Genomic DNA, 21,167 nt, shown 5'->3' with positions numbered 1-21,167 from the left:
TCTCCATGAAAACTAACAAAAAAATACTCAGCATATTATTAATTTTGATTATATTTTTACAAGGAAGTATACTTTCAGTTTATAGTAACGAAAATCAATTGACTTTCCAAAGCTATGAAGGAATAGGGCATGCTTCGGAGCTACTAAACACTATTAATTTCCAAGATATTAGAGGCCATTGGTCAGAGCCTGCCATACAGCAGGCCTCTGCCTTAGGCTTAGTAAGAGGAATTGGGAATAGAAGATTTGGGCCGGACCAACCTTTAACCTATGCCCAAGCATTAACTATTTTAGTGAATGGTTTAGGGTTAGAGGAAGAGGCACAAAAGTATGGAGAAAGCCAAGCTATGCCTAGAGTTAGAGATTTAATTATTTTAAGTGCTGCAGATGATTGGGCTAAGGGGCATATTCAAGTAGCTACTCAGGAAAATATAGTTACTCAGGATGAAATCAATAAAATATTAAATTTATCTGCAAGCAGAGCCGAGGTGCTAGAGAATCAAGTTCAAAACCAAATGGACAGATATTTAAATATGGATTTAAATAATACGGAGCTTGGAAGCATAGAAAATCAGGTAAGAGAATTAACTCAGCTAGGAGCAACTTGGAATAGACCTGCTACAAGAGAGCAATTAGCTATATGGGTAGCTAGAGCCTTGGAGTTAGAGCCTGTTTATGGAGAAAATATTGTAAAGGTTTATGGATTATCGGATTGGAGAGAAATAGAAACTGCAAACATACCTTATATTGAGGCTATTTTACAGAAAAATATTATGACTGGAGTAGGAAATAATAGATTTTCTCCTAGAGGACAATTTACTAGAGGGCAAATGGCTCAAGTAATATCAAACATTAAGGATGAGCTATTTGAAAAAAGAGGTATTACAGTTAAACGAGGAGAGGTTGTTAATTCCGAGGAGTTACAACAATCTGGGAGTACAAGAGGCTTATTAACTATTTATAACACTGATGGTTCACAAAATCATATATCTGTAGAGCCACCATCAAAGGATATAGTCGCACAAAGGAATAATAGATTAGGTCTTTGGAGTACCCTTCAAAATGGAGATTATATAACCTATTACATTAATGAAAAGAATGAAATAATTTTTGTTCAAGTTGGTGCAGAGCAAGAAAAAAAGGTAGAAGGCTTTATTGACTTTGTTGATAATGTAAATAACCAGCTTATAGTTACAGATTTTAGTAACAGAAAACATATTTTAGAGGTGCAAGCTAATACAGTATTTTTTATTAATGATAAACCTGTTTCCTTAAAGGATTTATTGTTTGGACAGGAAATACAGGCGATAGTTGTAGGAAATAGAGTTAGAAGGGTTAACGGATATTTAGATGAAGATCCTTCGAAGCATGGATATATAAGTCCTGGAAGTAAGACAAAGGTTGGAGATGTTTTATTCATTAGTAAGGACGATATTGAAATAAAGACTAGTGATGGAAGAGAAAAATATATAATAACTAGCTTCACTGGTATTTTAAGAGGAAATGGTAAGGCTCAGCTTTTCGAAATTAAAACAGGGGATAGGGTTATTCTTTCCTTTGATGATATATATAGCCCTGAAATAGCAACTATTAGAGTTGAAGACAATGAGAGACATATTGAAACTGTCTATAGGGCGGTAATAGAAGGGGTTAATCCTAGAAGAAATGAAATTATCCTTAAGGATGTAAGTTTCTATAGAAATTCAAGCTGGAATAGACATTCAAATCAAAAACTAACCTTAAGGGCTGAAGATAATACTATATTCGATGGTAATAGAAAAGTTACCCTGAGGGATTTAGAAAGGGCCATTGGCACAGAGGTATATGTGGCAGTTGAAAACAGCTTTGGGGTTCCTAGAGTAGCTAAGATGCTTTTAAAGCAAGGATCAACTGTAAATCATGAAAGTAAAATTTCTAGTATTCAGTTTGGCACGAATCAGATGGTTGTTGATAACAACAGAGTAAACTTCCATCAGGGAACTATAGTTGTTAAAAACAATAGATTAGTAGATGTTTTAAATCTTGACTTAAATCAAACGGTTTATGTTGTAGCAGATTTACTAAGAGGTGTAAGAAATAGTGCCTTTATAGCAATTGAGGGAGAAGGGCTACTAGACCCTAGAACAGATGAAACTCAAATTAAAATTTACAGAGGTAAAATTGAGGATATTTACGATTATTCTGTAACTATAGGAAGATTGGCATATAGCTTTAATTATCTTCAATTACTTAACAATCAATGGTCTCAAGTACCTAATAGACAAAGAGTGACTTTAACAGATGACACTTATATATTTGATAGCCAACTTAAATTAGAAGTTCCAACTAAAGCATTCCTAGACTCTAGATTTATTGATCCAAATAGAGTATGGGATTCAGAATTAAGAGACAGATTAGAACAAGGCTACTATAGAGATAAGACTGCATACTTTATTGTTAGGGAAAGTAACTATGGTGGTGAACCATACTCTGAAGTACTAGCAATAAATATTACCCCTTCAATTAGTAGTTCAAGTAATGTAAGATTTGATCATAGTGCTATAGGAAATGTAGAATCCATTAATTTAGATCAGGAACAAATAACTTTAAGGGATGTTAAGCATTGGAACAATCTAAATAGCAGATGGGAGCCAGTGAGAGCTACTGAAGTTGTAGATCTAACAAGGGCAACTATTATAGTAAACGACAAACCAGTAGATAGAGATAGTTTTTACAGAATTAAAAAAGGTGCACAAACTTATCTGGTTAAAGTTAAAAACACCTCTTCCGGCGATGAAGCATATGTTCTTATAATAGAGCAGTAGAAAGGATGGAAAAACATGAAAAAAAGAATATTACTTTTAGTATTAGCATTAATCATGACCTTAACAACATCCACCTACGCATTAGAGATACCAGGATATGATGGTGGCATTAAAAACGAGATGCTCTATAGAGAAGTTATCTTTATAACCGGTGAACCTGTAGTTGTGGAGGGAGTAGTAAATATTAGTAATAGTGCCAATAGCATATCTATTACCTTTAGAAATTTATCTAATGCAGATAAGACCGTTACATTGACTAGAAATGTAACCTACGGAAAATCTATTAATAGTAATGGTAGTGATCAACGTACAGAAACCTATTCCTTAAATAGATTTAGGGAAACTATAACTGCTAATGGAGTGAAGTATGAGTCTACTGAAAAAACAAATCAGTGGAGTAAATCAACTATTATGCATAAAAAACCAGGAGTTGAATATTTTAAAGGTAGCTGGGATGGTAGAAGGGTATATACTATAAATAAGAATCAGGGTACTGTTGAAGTGACAACCGTAGGGGACACTTACGGATATGAGCAGCATTGGGGGGCCACAGAAACCCAAAGGATTCAGCACTATATAAGCTATAATAGAACATTACCTGGGGGTAATGGAGCACAAAATAGAGTTAGTTGGCAGGGGACTGCTGAAATACTAACATCCCATAATACAACTAAGGACTATAGCTATGAACCAAATATTCCTACTCAAAGTAGCTTTAAGGGAGCATATATGTTAGTAGAGCAGCAGGAAAATGTATTAAAGTATAGCTATGACTTACCTAGATTTAATGATGCTGGAGAAATATTAAGTCAACGAAATACAGGTGTTAATAGCTTAAGCTTAAATACTAATCCTGTTAATCAAATGCTATTTATACCTGCTATGACAGATATATTAGGCAATACTAATGAAAGAGATATACTATTTTTAGCAAGCTTAGGTGCTTTAAATCCAAATAGTCAAAGTTTTGGACCAACTCTTCCTATGAGCAGAGGGGACTTTGCAAGGTCTATGGTAACTATATTAGATCTGTTAGAAAAGGAACAGACAAATGTAAGACAAAGATCTACAGCAGTACAGGAAAAGCCAAGAACCTTTATTGATGTAAGAGAAACTGACCCTAATAGTAAATATATAGAGGCGGCCTTTAAAAAGGGTATAATGCAAGGGGCCGGAACTAATCAGTTTTTACCTAATCAGTATTTAACAAAGGCTCAAGCAATAACAGTAATAGTTAAGGCCTTAGGCTTTGAACACTTAGCACCTATTCAAAGATATTTTACTGGATTTAGAGATGATGACCAAATTCCAATTTGGGCAAAGGATTCAGTTTATGTAGCTAGAGAATTAGGCATACTAAGAGATACAAATGATGGGTACTTACAACCAAACAAGTGGTTAACCAAGGCAGAGGCCGCAGAGCTATTAGTTGATTTTGTAGATTACCTTCAACATGAGTTAAGATATGACTATAGAGAAAGAATTTTGAACTACTCACACTAAAAAAACCAGTATAGAGGGGCCTAAGGGGCCTCTTTATACGTTATATGAAAAGCTAGTCTACATTAAAGGGTTATAAAAGTTTAAAAAATAGTTAATGCTCTCTAAGTATCAATAATAATTTTTTATTAAAACGTTTTACTATTTTTACTAAATGGGTTGAAAATGGAAAAAATAAGTAGTAGCATAGATATTGTGCTAAAAATTATATTAAATGGAAAGTTATATCTATTAAGGAATAAATGGAGGGAAAATTAATTGAAAAGTAAAATCGTAAGCATAATCTGCATTATTACAACTATGTTAATGCTAGTTGGATGTAGCAAAGAAAGTAATGAAGTACAATCAATTCAGACTGAAAAGGTTGTAAGTGTTGAGTCTATAGAAGTAATCAAAGAGGATATTACACTATCAACTATACTTACGGCTAGGGTAACACCATTTCAAGAGGCAACTATAGTACCGAAGATTCCAGGAAAAGTAGATGTAGTATATGTTCAATTAGGGGATAAGGTTAAAAAAGGTCAAGAACTATTTGCCTTAGATGCTAAGGATATTTTAAATCAGGTGAAGCAGGCTGAAGCTGCATATAAGCTGATGGAAGCTAATTTAAGAAGCTCTAAAAAGCAATTAGACAATGCTATGTTAAATCTAGAGAGAATGCAACAACTATATGAGGCAGGGGCAATTGCTAAACAACAGTTAGAGCAGGCAGAACTACAGGCATCTACTGTTAACTTAGACATTTTAGAGGCTCAAGCTGAGCAGGCTAGGGTTTCCTTGGAAATTGCCAGCTCTTCATTAGCTGATATGGTGATTAAAGCTCCAATTGATGGATATATTACATCAATTAACGTAAAGCCAGGGGAGATGGCATCAAATGCTATGCCTTCTATAACGATGGCAAATATAGATAAGGTTATTATAGAAGCAACTGTTTCGGAGTATTTAGTAAATACTTTAAAACCAGGGGGCGTAGTAAATGTAAAAATTCCTTCTGCAACTAATGAGATACTAGAGGGAAGAATTAGTAATTTCTCACCTACAACTGCACCAAACTCTTTAACATATCCTGTTAAAATTGAGCTAAACAATGAAGATGGCTTAATTAAAGGTGGTATGTTCGCAGAGGTTATTATTGAAACAGAGAGAAGAAGTGAGGTTATTGCTATACCCTCCGACGCTGTAGTTATTAAAGAGGGAAAAACAATAGTATTTGCTTTAAATGATGATAGAGTTTCTATAAAGGAAGTTAAAACAGGATTAGATGACGGTAAAAAGGTAGAAATTTTAGAAGGATTAAATGAGGGTGAGGAAATAGTAAGCAGCGGACAAAACTTTTTAGAGGATGGTCAGTTAATAAATGTTGTTAATGGGGGTAATAAATAATGAGGCTTTCAGAGATTTCAGTTCGCCGTCCTGTAACGACCTTCATGTTTATGCTAATAGCTATTCTATTAGGGGTTGTGTCTATTACAAGGCTGCCCGTTGACTTATATCCAGAGATTGAAGTGCCGGTTGCAATTGTTAGTGTAGATTATAGTGGGGCAGCTCCAGAGGAAATAGAATCCTTAATAACTATACCTTTAGAGCAGACTCTATCTACTGTTGGAAATTTAAAGGATATTTTCTCCTATAGTAGAGAAGGAAACTCTCTAGTAGTTGTTCAATTGGAATACGGAACAAATATGGATATGGCATCACTAGAAATAAGGGAAAAGGTGGACTTAATTAAAGGATTTTTACCGGATGGGTCATCAAGTCCAATGGTACTTAAAATTGACCCTAATGCCTTTCCAATAATGCAAATAAGTGTTTCTGGTAATATGGATTTTGCTCAGATGCAACAAACTGTTGAAAATGAGCTTTCTTCAAGACTAGAAAGAATTGATGGAGTAGCATCTGTAAGTAGTTTTGGAGGTATTGAGCAGGAAGTTAAAATTGGTTTAAACCAGTCTAGATTAAAGGGATATGGTTTAACCCTAAGTCAAGTACAGGGATTAATTAGAGGTGAAAACCTTAATTTACCTGGAGGTAGGGTAAATAAAGGGGACCAGGAGCTTTTAGTTAGGGTCTTTGGTGAATTCCGTTCCTTAGAGGACTTTAAAAATATGCCTATTTCTACTCCTACAGGGGAGGTATTAAGGCTTCAAGATATAGCAGAAGTAAGCTTAGGATATAAGGAAGGAAAAACAATCTCAAGGTTAAATGGTAGCGATAATATTACACTTTCTGTTACAAAGCAGTCAGTTGCAAATACTGTAAGGGTTGCCCAAAGAGTTAACGCAGAGATTACAAAGCTACAAAATGAATATCCTGATTTAAATATAATTGTAGCTTTAGACTTGGCTGAGTTTATTAATGATTCTATAAGAAACGTAACATTAAATGCTATTATGGGATCACTTTTAGCTATATTAGTTCTATTCCTTTTCTTAAGAAACTTAAGATCTACAATTATTGTAGGAATAGCCATACCGGTTTCTATTATAGCTACCTTTGCATTAATGTTTTTCGGTAACATAACTATAAACCTTATTTCTTTAGGGGGGCTAGCCCTGGGTATAGGTATGTTAGTTGATAATGCCATTGTAGTTCTAGAAAATATTTATCGCCATAGGGAAGAAGGAAAGTCTAGAATTGAATCTGCAATTTTAGGGGCAAAGGAAGTTTCTATGGCAGTAACAGCATCTACTGCTACTACTATTGCAGTATTTTTACCGATTGTGTTCGTTGAAGGCTTCACTTCAATTATATTTAAGCAATTAGCCTTTGCTGTAACATTCTCGTTACTAGCCTCGTTAGTTATGGCATTAACAGTTGTACCTATGCTTTCTTCAAAGATTTTAAGAATAGAAAAAGACTTAAATATTAAAAAGAGAAGAGGCCCTATAACTAGACTTTTAGATTTATTTACTAAATTAATAGAATTTTTAATCAAAGGGTATACAAATATATTAAAAAAAGCAATTAAACATAGAGCAATAACAGTAATAATTGCTATAGCAATATTTGTTTCATCTTTAGTACTAGTAGGCATGGTAGGTGGAGAATTTTTCCCAGCTATGGATGAGGGGACTTTTAGAGTCTCTATAGATGCGCCCTTTGGTACTAGTTTAGCAAAACTCGATGGAGTTGTTAAGGAAATCGAGACCATTATATCTGAAGTTCCAGAGCTAGATAGAGTATTAACTCAAATAGGAGCAGGAGAAGAGTTTAGTAGAACCAATGATAATAGGGCTACAGTTACTGGGACACTGGTTTCACAAAAGGACAGAGTACGTTCAACAAAAGAAATTGTTGAAGAGCTTAGGGATAAGACAGTCCATATTACAGGGGTAGATATATCTATACAAGAGACCTCATCAATGAATATGAGTGGTGGGGGATATCCTATTGAAATAGAAGTTCGTGGGGATGACATTGAAGTTTTAAGACATATTAGTAATGATTTCTTAGAAATATTCAAACAGGTACCTGGTACAGCAGACTTATCTACGGATACAGAGGACGGTGAACCAGAGGCTAGAGTAGTTATTAACCGTGAAGTAGCTATATATTATGGCATTACAGCTTACGACATTAATAATAGTCTAAAGGCGTCTTTAGACGGGGTTAAGGCTACTACTATAAAGCTATCAGGCAAAGAAGTGGACGTAAGAATTCAAATGGATCAAACTGTAAAAGAGTCAATACCAAATATGCTTCAAATTTTAATTCCTACAAGAATGGGTGGATCTGTTCCCTTAGGACAGATTGCAACTATAGAGTATGGAAATTCACCATCACAAATCTATAGGGAAAACCAGGTTAGAACGCTGACCATCTTCTCTAGATTAGAAGGAAGAGATTTAAGATCCGTTACTAACGATATGCAAAAGGCCGTAGAAGAATATAACTTACCACCGGGATATAGTTATAGCTTTGGTGGGGAGCAACAGGAAATGGCAGAGGCCTTTGGGGGCTTAGGATTAGCATTAATTCTATCAGTATTATTAGTATATATGATTCTAGCTTCACAATTTGAATCATTAATTCATCCATTTACAATTATGTTTTCAGTACCATTTGCATTTACAGGAGCATTCTTATCCCTATTTATTACACAAAAAGCCTTATCTGTACCAGCATTTATCGGTATGATAATGTTAGCAGGTATAGTAGTAAATAATGCCATTGTATTAGTAGACTATATAAATCAGCTAAGAAAAGCAGGAATGAATAGGGAAGAGGCGGTTGTAGATGCAGTAGCTGTTCGTTTTAGACCAATCTCTATGACGACATTAACTACGGTATTGGCTTTATTTCCACTAGCCCTAGGCTTAGGAGAAGGTGCAGAAACTCAAGCACCATTGGCTGTAGTAGTAATTGGTGGTCTGACTTTTTCAACTTTACTAACAATGGTATTAATTCCAATTCTATATACATTATTTGATGATCTTAAGGAAAAAATAAAAAGGGTGATAAAAAGAAAACCATCACAAAATAATATTGAAAACGTAAATCTCTAGTGATATAATATTAAAGTCGTAAAGTTAGGTCGCCCAAATTAACAGGCGGCCTAACTAATTTTTAAGTCGATTAAAAAAGAGGTTTATGAATAGTTTATTAAGGTTATGCTAAATTAAAAAACTATCGCAATTATTATAAATTTCATATACTAAATATACTTAAGAGGAATAATTAGAAAGGATGTTTTAAGCTATGACCACCAAATATATATTTATTACTGGAGGAGTTGTATCTTCCTTAGGGAAAGGGATAACTGCTGCATCTCTAGGCCAGCTTTTAAAAAGTAGAGGACTAAAGGTATCTATTCAAAAATTTGACCCGTATATTAATATTGACCCAGGAACAATGAGTCCTTACCAACATGGAGAAGTATTCGTAACAGATGATGGTGCAGAGGCGGATTTAGACTTAGGACATTATGAGAGATTTATTGATATTAACTTAAGTAAAGCCAATAGCGTAACCTCAGGTAAGGTTTATTGGAGTGTACTAAGCAAGGAAAGAAGAGGTGACTATCTAGGAGGAACAGTTCAAGTTATTCCTCATATTACTAACGAGATTAAAGACAGAATCTATAGAGTTGGTAAAGAAGGTCATTTCGATGTAGTTATTACTGAAATTGGTGGTACGGTTGGAGATATAGAGAGCTTACCTTTCTTAGAGGCTATTAGACAAATTAAGTACGATGCTGGAAGAGAAAATGTAATGTATATCCATGTTACTTTAGTTCCTTTCTTAGGTAAAGCTGGAGAGTTAAAGACAAAGCCTACTCAACACAGTGTTAAAGAATTAAGAAGCATCGGTATACAACCGGATGTTGTTGTATGTCGTACTGAAAAACCTATTTCACAGGAAATGAAGGATAAAATAACAAGTTTCTGTGACTTAGAACCTGGACATGTTGTTCAAAATATTGATACAGACAGTTTATATGCAGTGCCATTACTTCTAAAAGAAGAGGGCTTGGATAAATTAGTACTAAATAAACTTCATTTAGAGGCAGGGGACTATGATTTATCTCAATGGGAAAGTATAGTAACTAGACATAGAAACCTAAAGGATTCAGTAAAAATTGCCCTAGTAGGTAAATATGTAGAGCTAAGAGATGCTTATTTATCAGTTATGGAAGCTTTAATTCATGCAGGTATCCATAATGATGTTAAGATAGACATTGACTGGGTAAAAGCAGATGATGTAAATAAGGAAAATGTTGTGGAGCTTCTTAAGGATGCGGATGGAATTTTAGTTCCAGGTGGATTTGGAGATAGAGGAATAGAAGGAAAAATTGAAGCAATACGCTTTGCTAGAGAAAATAGAGTGCCGTTGTTTGGTATTTGCCTTGGTATGCAATTAGCTGTAATTGAGTTTGCAAGAAACGTAGTAGGATTAAAAGGTGCTAACAGCTCAGAGCTTAATCCAGAAACTCAATACCCTGTAATTGATCTTATGCCAGATCAAAAGGATATAGAGAATAAGGGTGGAACTATGAGACTAGGTCTTTACCCATGTAAAATATATGATGACACTAAGTCAAAAGAAATTTATGGTGAAGAATTAATTTATGAAAGACATAGACATCGTTATGAGTTTAATAACGAGTATAAGGACCAATTAACAGAGGCTGGTTTAATAATTGGTGGTATTTCACCGGATGAAAAATTAGTTGAAATAATTGAGCTAAAGGATCATCCATGGTTTGTAGCTGGACAATTCCATCCAGAGTTTAAATCAAGACCAACTAGACCACATCCTTTATTTAAGGATTTTATAAGGGCAGCTAAGGAAAATAAATAATAGAAACGAAATCTTAAAAACAAAAAACTAAAATAAATCTAATAATAAAAACTAAATAACATACAATAACAATAACGGTGGGAAGCATTAGCTTTCCCCGTTATTTGCATTTTGGGGTAATATTTCAAAAAAATTCAATTAGAGAGAGGTACTTCATATGCAGAAATTTATAGGAAATACAAAAGAAGTAGTTTATTTAACTTTAACCACACTAATAGCCATTTTTATTAGATTATGGTGGATTATTAATATACCTACTAGACAAGTTTTTGACTTTGAAACCTATCACGATATTGCTACAAATATATATTTAGGTTTAGGACACACTTATTTAGGAGAACCCATTGCTTTTCAAGGGATGGCTTATCCATATGCTTTAGGTTATGTGTTTCGAATAGTAGGAAGTAATAGTATACTAATTGCTAAACTTTTTAACCTTATGCTATCAACCCTTACACTAATACTGTTCTACTTTATACTTAAGAAACTAACAAATAACAAAAGAACAATTTTTATAGGGTACACTATACTAGCCTTATTACCAAACTATATAGCATATAACAATGTAGTTGGAACAGAGGTATTTGCAGCATTTAATTTAGCCTTAATTATATTTCTTCAATTATATAACTTTGATAATAAATTTAGATATCCAATGTTAGGTATAGCTATAGGAGTTGCAGCTTTAACAAAGCCTATATTTTTAGCGTATCCAGTTGTAGCTACAACATCCTATTGGCTAAAGCATAAACAATTTAAGGAACCTCTTTTCAAACTTGTAATTTTAACCTTAGTAATGACTATTACAATAGCACCTTGGACTTATAGAAACTATAAAAGATTTGGAAGATTTATTCCCGTTTCATATAACGGTGGTTACGTTTTCTTTTTAAATAACAATGCAAATAATACTCATGGGGGATGGATGCCTATTCCAGATGCTGCTATGTCAGTGGAAACAAGAGAAAGAGTTAATGAAATATTACAATATGGGGCAAGAAGTGAAAAACTGGCCCATGAATTAGACCCCTTATTACAAAGTGAAGCTATAAAGTGGATTAAAGCAAATCCAATACAATATGCGAAGTTAGGCATAATTAGACTCCATACAACCTTTTATGGCGGAGTCTGGGATATAGATGCATGGACAATGAATGAGTTAAGAGAAAGACAACCAGAAAATAGATTAACAGAGTACGAAAGAAATATGAGATTTTTTAGATCTGTAACAGATTCTATTATCCATATATTAAGCACTTTAACCTTTGGATATATAATTATTAACATTAAACCTATAATTCTTTCCTTCTTTAAAAGAGAAAGATATATTAACAGTTCTGTATCAATTCCAATACTCAATATGTTATTCTTTATAGCAGTCTACTTTGTATTTGAAGGACAAGCTAGATATAACTTTCCACTACTATTTTTAATGGTAGCATCTAGTGTTCTATTTATAGAGAAACTAAGGGGCTAAATATAACACACAAAAATCAAAAAAAATAAAAAAATAAAAAACAAAAACTAAAGGACTTCAACCTTTAGTTTTTATTATCAAAACTTCTTTGTAATATAATAAGTCCAATAAAACCTATAAGGACCCCTAGCCATAGGGTAGAGAATCTTGTAATTAATGTAGTGGCTACGGCTACATCCCTGGGGAGATCCATCATAATTAATAGTCCTAAAATACTTCCTTCAGCTGCCAAAAGTCCTCCAGGCATCATAGAAATAGCACCAACTATAGAGGAAAAGGAAACAACAAATATAGAGGCTAATAGCGTAAAAGTCAAACCCATAGCTTTTATAGTAAAGTAGATAACTAGACCTTCAAAAAACCAAGATACTACTCCTATAGATATAGCATAGCTTAAAGGTTTCGGTTTAAGTAACATATGAGCATGCCTATAGAAGTTTTCAAAGTCAGATTTAAACCTTTTTAATATAGGTATTCTATGTAATAAGTCTAAGAAAAAGTAAACAATAGATGAAAACTGTATTATTACAATAAAAGCTACCATACAAACTAGAACAAAAAGAAACACTTCTAAACCATGTTTATATGAAAGAATCCCTAAACTAGCAAGTATAAGCATACTAAAACCATCTGTAATTCTTTCTACCATAACTAATGGGGCAGAACTACTTATTGGTAAATTAGCTTTTTCCTTTAAAAGATAGGATTTAAAAAACTCACCAATTTTACCAGGAGTAATAGTCATAGATAAACCACTAATAAATATAAGGAAGTTATCTTTAATAGTTATATTTACACCTATTAGCTTTAAGTAATATGACCATTTTACAAAGCGCAGCAAATAGTTTAGAGGAGCCAAAAGTAAAATAATAGGGATATACCTATAATTGAAAGTAACAAACACTCTTCGAAGTTGATTAATATCTGAATATATAGATAAACCTGCAAACAATAGCATAGCGATTATTACAGATATAAACATACTTTTCTTTAGTCTTTTAAAATCTATATTTTTCTGCTCCATAGAATTCTCCTACATAAAAGATTACTTAAAACACCGAACTAAATAATCAATAAAAAAACAAATCAAAATTATCAACCAAAATATCAATCAAAAATATACAAAATAACTATACAAGTTAAAACCCATAGAAAGATATTTAAAACTAAAGGTAAATCCTTTAGTAGTATTAACTCAGGACTCTCACCTAGGCCTTTCTTCCCTTTTTTATGTAATATATATTGATATCTAAATACTCCATAAATAACAAAAGGTATGGTAACCATCATATAGGTAGTATGTTCAGATGTGAAGGTATATAAAGCATAGGCCATTACAGTTGAGGCTGTAACAATATTAATCATATCCCTAACTAGCTCGGGGGAATACTCCTTAAGTATTTTTCTTGTATTTACTTTATCTACATCAACAGCTAATAACTCACTCCTTCTTTTATTTAGAGCTAGAAACATAGAAAGAAGTAAAGTACAGGACAAAAGCCATGGTGATATTCTAACACCAATTAATACGGTTCCAGCAACTGCACGTAGTATAAAACCCATTGCAATAGTCATAACATCTATAATCACTAAATGCTTTAATACAAAAGAATATAGGGTAATTAGTAGGAAATATATAAATCCTACTAGGGCAAAAGTCGGATTTAATAAAAGTGCACAACCAAAAGAAAAAATAAACAAAATCACACCAAAAACAAAGGCCTGCGAAACAGTAATCTTACCAGATGGTATTGGCCTATACTTTTTCTTATGATGAACAGCATCTTTTTCCCTATCTAAAATATCATTAATAATGTACACACAACTTGAAAATAGACAAAAGAGAAAGAAGCCTATAGTTGTAATAATTATAAGGTTTATGTCTAAAAGGTGATTTGAAAACACTAACCCAGCATATATAATTAAGTTTTTAGTCCATTGTTTAGGTCGCATAATCTGTAAAAAGCCCAACTTAACTCCTCCATTTAGAACAACTGCTTCAATAACACATATATTAAATAAACATCTCTCTTTACTATTGTTACTATCTTTACTATTGTTACTAAATAAAGCTTATATTATTAGATCTAAAAAGATTTTTAAAATATAACTATAAAAGAAGGAATTTTATACGATCCGTAGAATATACATTATGGTGATAGTTAAAACTTGGACAAAGTAATGACATCGTAATCATTTGTAACATTTCTGTAATGGTATTTATACATCCATTTATGTATAATACAAATAGAGAAAACATTTGAAACATGCCAATTAATTTGTTACATTATTATTACAAAATTGGAAAGAATGTTGACTCATTAGGCAGATTTGGTTATAATCGAGAAGTAGGATTATCAGTTGTTGTCCTTTTAAAACCTGCTAATAGATTGATTATATATAGCAAGCTTTAAAAGGGTAATAACAGTAAAAAACTACATACTTACCCTAGAAAAAACATTAATACACAAATTAAAGGAGGTTTTTTTAGTGAAAAGAAAAATATCAATTTTATTGGTATTAGCAATGGTATTATCAATGATACCGATGATGGCTTTTGCTGAGCCAAGCATGTACACTACAGTAGCAAGCATTGACAAAACAAGCATTACTGCTGATGGTTCAGATGCTGCTAAAATTACAGCATTTGCTTTCGAAGCAAATGGGAACGAAGATAACTTCGGAGTAGCAAACCCTGTAAGTAATTTTGTTGTAGTATCATCTAGAATAGGAGTAGACACTGTAAGTTCTGCGGTTTATACTGCTGGTGAGAATAAAGTAGAATTTAATGTTAGATCTACTGCGGCTGGTAACTTTAAAGTTGCTGTTGCACTTTCAAACCAAGCTGCAACTCCAGCAACATTAGTTAATGACGTTAGAAATTACTTAAATGGTTCTGGAACATTAAGTGCTGCACAATTAGGAATCGTTCAAGTATTTGACTTAACTGCTACTGCAGGAACTTTAGATGCTTTAACTGATGTAAGCACAGGTTTAACAGGAGCAGGGACTCAAGCATCTCCATACACTGGTAAAAAAGCTAATGGAATTGAGTACTATGAGTTAACTTTTAGATTAAGATCAGGCAACGTTCCTGTAGTTGGACAGGAAGTTTCATTTAGCACAAACAGAACAGCTGCTAGATTAAACAAAACAACAGCAACAACTGACGCAGCTGGACGTGTTACTGTAAGAGTATCAAGTTTAATTCCAGGCGGATACACTGTAAGAGCTTCTGCAGGCAACCAAAACAAAACAGTTCATGTAAACTTTGGAGCAACAGGAGTATATACTTTAGATTTAGTATCTGGCGGAAACGAAGTGACTGCTAAAGATCATGAGTATAAATTAGAATTTGCTTTAAGAGATGCAAATGGAAACAAAGTAAACGCATCACTTCTAACAGATACAACAGCTGCTGCAGTTGCTGCTAATGCTACTTTAGGAAATTTCAGAGTAGAAACAGTTACTAAGCCAAGCGGTTCAAATCTTGCAAACAGAATCTATGAATCTGCAAACCTTTCTGATTATAAGTTTACTACAAATGCTAGCGGAAACTTAGAATTAACTATAGCTGGCAGCAGATTAAACAAAGAAGGCGACTATGTAGTTAAAGCATATGTTGATACTACAGGTAGATTCATTGATATACCTTTCACAGTTAAAAAACAAGGTGATGTAGTTAAAGTAACAATCTCTTATAGAGAAAGTGCAGTTCCGTTAGGAGCTACAACAAGTACTCCAATAGTAAAAAGATTTGATGCTGCAGGAGTAAGTGTAACTTTAAGTGACGCTGACAAAACAAATGAAATGCAATTCGTTTTAAGTGATGTTAGAAAAGGTTCATTAGCTACTACTGGTGCATTTACTGCTACAACTAATGATAAACACACAGGAAAAGTAACAGTTACTGCTATTGATAAAGAAAACACACTTACTGCAACTGCTGTTATTGAAGCAGGAGTAGAGCCAAGTGGATTAAAATTAGAAGTTAAAGATAGTGCTATTGTTGACAAAGACATTACTTTAGTAGCACAAGTATTAGATGCTAACGGAAATCCTATTGCATTAGGACAACAATTAGCTTCAGTAACACCAGAGTTCTTTGTTATCAAAAAACCTAATGGTTCAATAGTTGAGACTAGAGAAAAATCAACACTCCTTACTGATATGAGAAGAACAGGTAAATCAGATATCACAATAGCATCAAACAAAGAAGGTCATGCTGAAATTCAAGTTGTAATAACTGCAGTAGTAAATACTCCAACTGCGCTTGATCCAGCTGCGACTACAACATATGTTGTTTCTGACAAAATAGAAGTTCACTTCGGAGCAACTCCAGTAGTTAAAGAAGTACCAGGAGCAAAAAGTGTAGTTCTTACAATTGATAACGCGGCTTCAGTTGTAGATGGTAAAGTTCAAACATTAGATGTAGCACCATTTATCCAAAATGGCAGAACTTTTGTTCCAGTAAGATTTATTGCTGAAGCTTTAGGAGCAGAAGTATCATTTACTCAAAATGCTCAAGGATTAACTGACACAGTAACATTAACAAGAGAAGATAAAGTAGTTACAATGACTATAGGAGCAACTACGTTAACAGTTGTAGCAGATGGTAAAACAACAACAGTTACATCTGATGTTGCACCACAAGTTGTTTCAGGTAGAACGGTTCTTCCTTTCAGAGCTTTAGCTGAAGCTATGGGAGCAGAAGTAGACTACGGAATGAAAGCTGATAACTCAGGAGTAGCTTGGGTTAGCTTCAATCAATAAGATTAAATAGTGAAATAAACCGATGGATAACCCATCGGTTTATTTTTATGGTTTTTGGGGTTTTTGTGAATTAGTGTTGGTGAAGAAAATTTAAAAATTTTGACTAATAAAAGGAAATGTCTTAGAATAATATGAATATCCTAAGTTGTTTTATAAGAAAATCATACAGAAAGATATTATTGCTACTCGAGTTTAATGTGAGTTTACACAAGTAAAGTAGTAAAACACAAGGAAAAAATTTCAATAACATTAGATATTAAAAAATAAATTGTACTATATGTAATGAAGGAGAAATTGGAGGGTGCTAAAATCACTGAACCTACGCCTAATCCCATCCATTATAATGACAAATAAGTATACCCAGGCAAGTCTAATAAAATAAGTTCTTCTATCAGGGACTGAAGAAATAAAGCTAAAACCATATAATAAAATTAAACACTCTCTGTAGACATAGTCAACTTTTTTAGTGTTGATACTTAATGTATTAGCAATAAGTTTCTATTGGTATAGGTTTGAAGACTACATTTGTTTTTAGAAGAATATAAGCTTCTTTAAAAAATTCTATTTAACTACTAAAATTCATTTTGGTATTAGTTTATCGTGATTTATTTTTAAAGGAAATTAGTAGGTTTTGTTTCACTTATTAATCTATTACATAAATGTAAATTATAAATATTATGGTAGCATAGCCAAATAGGCGATAAAACTTAAGTTTTATTAGTTGTAATTATATGAAAAAAAAATTATAATCCCATCTTTGACAGTTAATAAAGAAAAAAAGCTTGTAACCTGTTATAAATAGTAGGTTACAAGCTTTATATATTTGTCCAAAAAGTGCGTAATTTTTTTATCTTTTCGTATCTTTAAAAATATTTTTCATATGTGTGTTTTTTATTATTTGATAATCCGTTCTGAAGCCAAAAGCCTCATGAAGTGCATCTGTAAAATCTGTGCGTGTGTAAGTTGGAATATAGCCATCGCCAAGGATTTCATAAAAATTCATACCCCTTAACTCTCGTATGATTTCAGTACAGGTGAACTTGTTATCTAAGTGTTTTTCAAGATATCTATAAAGCACCATTGCCAAGAAACAAGTTGTAAAGTGTGCTTCTATACGATCATCTCTTGTTAAGTACACTGGTCTTGCCTTAAATTCACTTTTCATAATTCTAAAGCATTCTTCAATCTCCCAACGTTTATGATTAACTTTAATAATTTCAGAAGCTTCATCTTCTAAATTTGTGCATACAGCATAAAAACCATCATATGCCTCTTCTTTTGATATAATATCTGAATCCAGTCGATAGAGGTCCTTTTCTGCCACCTCACCATCTGATGTAACGCTTGTTTTTCCTATAAATCTTTTGTAATCGTTCTGATTACACTTGTTGAGTTTTGATGGATTGTTTTCTATTACCTTAACAGCACGCTCAATTTGTTTATTTCGAATTTTTCTTTGATAGTCTCTATATTTAATTGAATAAGTTACAATTAGCTTTTGTTCCAAACCATTTTCTTTAATCCATCGCTCTTTATAAAAAGTAATATCTGCAAAATTGTCTTCTTCAATATCAGAGATATCGAAAACCTTACTACTACCACTTAAACTCCATCCTTCGCTAGAAAGTGCCCATTCTTTAAGATGTTTTTTAAGTTTTTTGATTGACTGAGTGGTTATAAAAGCACGTCCACCTTGATCATTAAATTTCCTATTGTCATTTGACGCTAGTCCAACATCTGTGCATACGACAAACTTTGAGAGTTTGAAATCATTAAGTATCTTCTGTTCTAAAGGCTTTAAAGTGAGCTGTTCATTAGTATTACCTTTAGTAATGCTAAATGCTAGTGGAATACCATCCCCATCCATAAAAAGACCCATTTGTACGATAGGATTAGGTTTGTGTTCCTTTGAATACCCATACTGTTTTAAGCCTTGCTCTTGCTCAATCTCAAAGAAGTAATTCGTACAGTCATAATAAAGAATTCCTGAATTACGCTTAGAAAGTTTATAACTATTATTATAAAGCTCCGATTGAATATAATCAGTTTCCTTAGAAATAACTTCAAGTGCTCTATAAATATGTTGAATATCAAAATCAGGTTTTTCTAAAAATCTAGTAGATAGGTTATAGGTGGAAAGCTTAGAACCAGGAAAGATAATCCTACCATATAAAAGTCTAGATAGTATGGAGTCAAGATTAAAAGTGTGAATTTATGGCGATTGGAAATCTCTTTACAGATTTTGTGAATTCCTAGATCATGATAAATCTTTTGAAGAAATAGATAGCCTCCATTAAAAGACTGTTGCTTATCTTTACCAATAAGTTTTGTAGGCGAGTATTGAACCATGATTGTACTATTTTCTTCTTTTTCTTTTTTATTAAGTTCATCGATATATTTCTTAGCCCATTCAATAGGGTCTTCCCCGTTTAATTTGTTAAGAAGCTCATCATATGTACCTAGTTTTTCAACAATTTTAGTAGTACGCTTATTTTTTTCAATTATATCCTTTATCACATAAAGTGAAGTAGCATTTTTAGATTTAGAAAGTGATAATCTCATAATAACACCCCCAGTTATCTATATTATAACACAATACGATAAAATACGAAAGGAATATTTGAGAAAATTTACAAAAAAATAAAGCCTTTTCAAAGCTTTAGCGATTTTTTTTATTATTCAACTGTCAAAGACCCGGTTTTGTTTCACTTATTAATCTATTACATAAATGTAAATTATAAATATTATGGTAGCATAGCCAAATAGGCGATAAAACTTAAGTTTTATTAGTTGTAATTATATGAAAAAAAAATTATAATAAAATGGTATAAATAACAATTTTGGGAGGTAAAATTTGAAATATGATTAGATTAAGAAAAATTTCTATAGTCACAGTACTAATTCTTTCCATTATATTTTCTAGTGGTTCTTTTATAGGTTTTGCTAATGGTAAAGTTGTAAAAACAATTACAATAGAAAATGCATTAGAAATGGCTAGAAAAAATAATGCGAGTATTAAGTACACTGAGTTAAATAAAGACAAAATGGCTAATAATATAGGTAATTTATTAACATCATTGAATAATAGTGCATATCATCTAACTCAAGCAATTGAGTTAGAGAATACTAGGTTAAACTTAATCAGTAAACTAGAGGATGAGAGTCTTACATCGTTGCAAAAAGAAAATATACGGGATCAATTATCACAAGTTGAAGCTTTGCTTTCATCTACTACTACTTTAGGAAGTTCAACGAATCAATTACTTGATAGCTTAGAACAATCTAGAATAAGTCAACAGATGTTGATTGACAATGAAGTGCTGGAAGGCCATAAATTTGATTACAGTATAGAAAACCAATATATAGGATTATTAATACTGAATAGAAATATAATAAAACTAGAAAAGAACTATGAAATAACAAAACAAGTGCTTGAGATAGAGCGCCTCAAACAAAGTTTAGGACTATCTAGTTTGCTAAATCTAGAAGATACCTTTCTAAGATTTAATCATGTAGCTAGTCAGTTAAAGCAGCTTAAATTACAGCAAGAAGTTGTAATAAATAACTATAAGAAAATACTTGGTGTCAGTGAAGGTATAGAACTGATATTAGAACCAGTTAGTTATAGTGGGATTAAATACACTAATTACACAGAGGGATTAAAAAATGCCTTATCTGGAAGAAGCATTCAAATTGCAGAAAAAGAAATTCAACGGAGAGAAGAACACTTAATTAATGTAAATGATAGATATCCAGATGGCACAAATAAAAGTTATAACCCACAAGTAGATTTAAGAGAAGCAAAATATAGGCTAGAGGACCTTAAAAATAGCATTGAAATGAGTTATAAGTTATCATATAATGATTTGATTCAAAAAGAGAATGAAATAAAACTTGCTGAACAAAGTTATAATACAGCGAAAAGACTATATGAGTTATCTCAACTGAGATATACGATAGGACTTATGAGTATTGTAGAAGTAGACAATAGAAAAATTGACTATGAAACAAAGGAAATAGACCTTGAAAACGCAAAAGATGAATATTATAAGGCATATAGAGTTTATGAGTATATACAAAAAGGCATAATGGTCAATAGATAAATTACTCAAATGATAGTTTGAAATTATTATGAGACAATTTGACAATACTCCTATAAAATGTGATTTAGATTTATTATATTTTATCAGAGTTTTGTGATTGTCTCATCTTTTTATGCACAAAAATTGGTGCTTGTTATTAACACCATCTATTTAGAAGGCTATAATAGGGAATAAAAATTATAATTTTAATATGAAATGAAAAAT

At 32.5% G+C, this 21,167-nt stretch carries 10 protein-coding genes and 1 pseudogene; 8 read left to right on the top strand and 3 right to left on the bottom strand.

Annotated elements, in window-relative coordinates; genetic code table 11:
• Positions 1 to 5 precede the first annotated feature (5 nt).
• From HZR23_RS04185 to HZR23_RS04160, 6 genes are all read left to right on the top strand, one after another.
• A complete protein-coding gene (locus HZR23_RS04185) occupies positions 6 to 2,804 on the top strand; it encodes an S-layer homology domain-containing protein (RefSeq protein ID WP_132849061.1) in 2,799 nt (932 codons plus the stop codon).
• Positions 2,805 to 2,819: 15 nt separating this feature from the next.
• On the top strand, positions 2,820 to 4,307 hold the full coding sequence (locus tag HZR23_RS04180; RefSeq protein WP_132849062.1) for an S-layer homology domain-containing protein: 1,488 nt from the start codon (positions 2,820 to 2,822) through the stop codon (positions 4,305 to 4,307).
• 255 nt (positions 4,308 to 4,562) lie between these two features.
• Complete coding sequence (locus HZR23_RS04175; protein WP_132849063.1) at positions 4,563 to 5,693, top strand: efflux RND transporter periplasmic adaptor subunit; 1,131 nt, start codon at positions 4,563 to 4,565, stop codon at positions 5,691 to 5,693.
• Positions 5,693 to 8,815: an efflux RND transporter permease subunit gene (locus HZR23_RS04170; RefSeq protein WP_132849064.1), complete on the top strand. Its 3,123-nt coding sequence runs from the start codon at positions 5,693 to 5,695 to the stop codon at positions 8,813 to 8,815. Before HZR23_RS04175 ends, HZR23_RS04170 begins: the two co-directional genes overlap by 1 nt.
• 193 nt (positions 8,816 to 9,008) lie before the next feature.
• Positions 9,009 to 10,610 (top strand): CTP synthase, encoded by a 1,602-nt coding sequence (locus tag HZR23_RS04165; protein WP_132849065.1) that lies wholly within the window; start codon positions 9,009 to 9,011, stop codon positions 10,608 to 10,610.
• A gap of 157 nt (positions 10,611 to 10,767) precedes the next feature.
• Complete coding sequence (locus HZR23_RS04160; RefSeq protein ID WP_132849066.1) at positions 10,768 to 12,087, top strand: ArnT family glycosyltransferase; 1,320 nt, start codon at positions 10,768 to 10,770, stop codon at positions 12,085 to 12,087.
• A gap of 64 nt (positions 12,088 to 12,151) precedes the next feature.
• On the opposite strand, the gene HZR23_RS04155 is transcribed toward HZR23_RS04160, so the two are convergent.
• Both HZR23_RS04155 and HZR23_RS04150 read right to left on the bottom strand, forming a co-directional pair.
• The gene (locus HZR23_RS04155; protein ID WP_132849067.1) at positions 12,152 to 13,111 is read right to left on the bottom strand and encodes a lysylphosphatidylglycerol synthase transmembrane domain-containing protein; all 960 of its coding nucleotides are present in this window, start codon (positions 13,109 to 13,111) and stop codon (positions 12,152 to 12,154) included.
• Positions 13,112 to 13,194: 83 nt separating this feature from the next.
• Positions 13,195 to 14,058, bottom strand: a complete 864-nt coding sequence (locus HZR23_RS04150; protein ID WP_243098247.1) for a decaprenyl-phosphate phosphoribosyltransferase — start codon at positions 14,056 to 14,058, stop codon at positions 13,195 to 13,197.
• A gap of 519 nt (positions 14,059 to 14,577) precedes the next feature.
• Here HZR23_RS04150 and HZR23_RS04145 point away from each other — a divergent pair.
• Positions 14,578 to 16,860: a stalk domain-containing protein gene (locus tag HZR23_RS04145; RefSeq protein ID WP_132849068.1), complete on the top strand. Its 2,283-nt coding sequence runs from the start codon at positions 14,578 to 14,580 to the stop codon at positions 16,858 to 16,860.
• An 847-nt stretch (positions 16,861 to 17,707) separates the two neighbouring features.
• Here the strand turns inward: HZR23_RS04145 and HZR23_RS04140 are convergent.
• Positions 17,708 to 19,422 (bottom strand): annotated as a pseudogene (locus HZR23_RS04140) (IS1634 family transposase).
• 299 nt (positions 19,423 to 19,721) lie between these two features.
• Between HZR23_RS04140 and HZR23_RS04135 the strand changes: the two are divergent.
• Positions 19,722 to 20,963 (top strand): TolC family protein, encoded by a 1,242-nt coding sequence (locus HZR23_RS04135; RefSeq protein ID WP_132849387.1) that lies wholly within the window; start codon positions 19,722 to 19,724, stop codon positions 20,961 to 20,963.
• The last annotated feature ends 204 nt before the right edge of the window (positions 20,964 to 21,167 follow it).

Source organism: Serpentinicella alkaliphila (assembly GCF_018141405.1).
Taxonomy (GTDB): domain Bacteria; phylum Bacillota; class Clostridia; order Peptostreptococcales; family Natronincolaceae; genus Serpentinicella; species Serpentinicella alkaliphila.
The sequence above is the reverse complement of the archived record's forward strand: the minus strand, read 5'-3'. Positions and strand labels throughout refer to the sequence as shown.